Consider the following 3450-nt stretch of genomic DNA (forward strand, 5'->3'; position numbering starts at 1 on the left):
ATTTGGTCGTTTCCGCCGGCCACCAGTTCGTCGTGTGTGAGTTCGTTGGTCACGTCGCCACCTTGGTCTCCGGGGAGCCGCGGATTGTGGATGACGTACGAGACGCCGAGTTCGGAGAGCTTCTCGCGGACCTTGCCGGAGTGCGGACAACCTTCGGACTGGTAGAGTTCGAGCGTCTATGATAGTATGGAGGCGAGCGCGCTAAAATTTGGCCCTCGACGTGGCTCCTGCAGAGCGTAGCGATGCAAGAACGTCGACTTGCCTTTGCAGGCGGGGTCGGGATGCCTCTCAAGGATATCGGAGTAAATGGGCGGGTTTAGCCCATTTGGTATTGACAGTAGTTGGATCGCTGGACTCGCGATCTTCGGTATGCGAGTACTGTCTAACTAATTATAATCGGCGATTCCGAACATTCGCTGTCTGTAACGACAGCCCAATCACGATGAACGAATATGAAACGGATATCGGCGAGTGGCAGTCCTTCGGTGGCGACCCTGTCAGAGACGGCAACGAAGACGCCGATGTGGTCTTCGCCCACGTCAGCGACCTCCACGGCCAGCTGACGCCACGCTACCAGGTCTACTACGACAACCCAACGTCGAAGCCGAACCTCGACTTCGGAGACGACGACCACGTGGTCAAACGCGGTGGTGGGATTCCACTGCTCGCGGCCAAACTCGAGGAACTCCGCGAGCACCAGGACGTCTGTACGCTTATGAGCGGCGACACGTTCCACGGCTCCGCTGTAACCACCTACACCCGTGGACGAGCGATGCTCGATCCCATCAACGATCATCTCGCGCCCGATATCTACGTCCCCGGCAACTGGGATTACTCAAACGAGCCCGCCGAGGACGGCAACTTTCTGGAACTGATGGACACACTCGATGCACCCGTCCTCGCGAACAACCTCTACGACTGGGAGACCGAGGAGCGATTGTACGACCCCTACCGACTCATCGATGTTGGTGGGCTCTCCGTGGGCGTTGTCGGTATGACGAATATCTACGTCGACCGGATGGCGCCCGCGTTCTCCGAGGGGAAGTATCGCTTTGGCAAGCACCCGGCCCTTCTCGAGGAGTCCGCACAGGCCGTTCGCGAGGACGGCGCGGACGTCGTGATTGCGGTCACCGAGATCGGATTGCCGTGGATGGTCCAGGCCGCCAAGGACTGTCGGAGCGTGGACCTGATGTTCAGCGCACACACCCACGAGTACACCTACGACCCGATCGTCGTTGAGGAGACCGAAACGGTCGTCGTCGAGTCCGGCATGGGCGAGGCGCTCGGCCGGGTGGACCTCCGCTTCCGGGATGGGGAACTACAGTTCCGTCACCACCTCTACTGTCTGACCGAGGACGGCGAGCACACGCCAGCGCCGGATGCCGACGCGGCGGAGACGGTCGAAGCCGTGCGTGCGCCCTTCCTCGAGAATGACCCAGGGTTCGAGCGAGGTGGGGGCACGCTCGACCGGCCGCTGGATACGGTCGTCGGCCAGACGGAGAACCCACTCTACCGGCAGTCTTTCCTCGAGAGCGCGTGGAACACGCTGTTCAACGACGCACTACAGGCGCATTTCGACACCGATCTCGCCGTTTCACACGGGTTCCGCTACGGGACTGCCATTCCTCCCGGCGACATCACACTCGGTGACCTCTACACGTTTTTCCCGATGACGGCACCCGTTGCCCGCGGTGTCGCCTACGGCCAGCAACTCACGACCCACATGGAGGCATTCCTCCAGGACAACTTCACCCCGTACCCCTACGACCAGGAAGACGGCCGCGTCCGCAACTACTCCTCGAACGTCGAGGTGACCGTCGACCCAACAGCCCAGCGCGGCCGTCGCCTCGTTGAGATGCGAATCGACGGTGAGCCACTCGACCCGGAGGAGACGTACTCGGTGGCGACGTTCCGCCGGCCTGGTGACCCCGAGCGCGATCTCGGCAACTGCGGCTTCCCGTTCCAGGACGTCGAGGTTGACGACGATACGATCCCGGTCGACGTCATCGTCGAATATCTCGAAAAACACTCGCCCGTCGACTACGAGGTGATGGGACTGGTCGAGACTGCGGACGACGGTGGTCGAGCCCAGAACACGCCCGCAGACGGCCCGTATCCGTTCATCCAGCCCGGTGTCGACTACGCGGCCGGCGGAGCGTACTGCGAGACAGCCATGATTCCGCGCACGAACACTTTCCCCGAAGAAGGGCGTAATCGAACGCGCTAGCCGGCGACGTACGCGGGGAGCGACGAGCGGCAAACTCGACACGACACAAATCAGAAATTATGGTCAAAACTATCACTGCGGGTCAACTCGCCGAGAAGACCGACGCGAACGAACGATTCACCCTCATCGACACACGCCCCGAGGACAGCTACGAAGCCTGGCACGTGCCCGATGCGGAGAACGTCCCTTACAACCCAGACGAGGGACTGAGTGAAGATCAACTGAACGGGGTAAACGCACTGGATGCCAGCCAGTCGGTCGTTACCATTTGTGGCAAGGGCCTGACGTCGACGGCGTTCGCATTCGAACTCGAAGAGTACGGCTACGACGATATCTCCGCCGTCATTGGCGGTATGGAGGAGTGGAGCAAACTCTACGAGACCGTTCCTATCGAAACAGCCAGTGACGATCTCATCGTTCGGCAGGTCCAGCGACGAGCAAAGGGCTGTCTCGGCTACGTCGTTGGCTCGAAGGAGGCGGAGGAGGCTGTTGTGGTCGATGCGACCCGGCAGACCGACCAGTTCAAAGTCGCCGCCCAGGACGCTGGGCTCTCCATCACTCGTGTACTCGATACGCACGTCCACGCCGACCATATTTCTGGCAGCCCGGCACTTGCCGACAAGATCGGCGTGCCCTACCACCTCGGCGACACAGCCAGCGAGCGTGGCGTCCAGTACGCATACGAATCACTATCGGATGGAGAGATCATTGAGGTCGGCGAGGTCGAAATCAAAGCATTACACACGCCCGGGCACACCTCGGAGATGCTGAACTACCTCGTCGACGGCGAACTCCTGTTGACTGGCGATACGCTGTTCGTCGACTCCGTTGGACGGACCGAACTCCAGTTCGGCGACGACGATGCTTCGCATGGAGCGGAACTGCTGTACGACTCGCTTCACGAGACAATTCTCGAACTTCCAGACGACACGACGATCCTGCCGGGTCACCTCACCGTCACGAGCGACGGTCGCTACGAGAACGGCTCACCAGGCGATCCCCTCAAGGCCCGACTCGGGGACCTCCGTACCGAACTCGACTTCCTCGGGCTGGATCGCGACGCGTTCGTTGAGCGTCTGACCGAGGACGTCCCGGAGAAACCCCCGAACTACGAGGCAGTCATCGCCATCAACACGGGCAAAGACACTGTCGACGACGAGAACGAGGCGACTGAACTCGAACTAGGACCGAATAACTGTGCCGCGTAACAGGACCGGCTCTCC

2 protein-coding genes and 1 pseudogene are annotated in these 3450 nt (G+C 60.9%); 2 read left to right on the forward strand and 1 reads right to left on the reverse strand.

The window, feature by feature from the left end; genetic code table 11:
- Positions 1–173 (reverse strand): annotated as a pseudogene (locus tag Q0964_RS18370) (glutaredoxin domain-containing protein); the annotation flags it as partial.
- A 269-nt stretch (positions 174–442) separates the two neighbouring features.
- Here Q0964_RS18370 and Q0964_RS13850 point away from each other — a divergent pair.
- Together Q0964_RS13850 and Q0964_RS13855 are read left to right on the forward strand one after the other, a co-directional pair.
- Entirely contained in the window at positions 443–2227 is a 1785-nt protein-coding gene (locus Q0964_RS13850) for a bifunctional metallophosphatase/5'-nucleotidase (protein ID WP_299268692.1), read from the forward strand.
- Between the two features lie 59 nt (positions 2228–2286).
- Complete coding sequence (locus tag Q0964_RS13855; protein ID WP_299268694.1) at positions 2287–3435, forward strand: MBL fold metallo-hydrolase; 1149 nt, start codon at positions 2287–2289, stop codon at positions 3433–3435.
- The last annotated feature ends 15 nt before the right edge of the window (positions 3436–3450 follow it).

It is taken from the genome of Halorientalis sp., assembly GCF_028275115.1.
Classification (GTDB): domain Archaea; phylum Halobacteriota; class Halobacteria; order Halobacteriales; family Haloarculaceae; genus Halorientalis.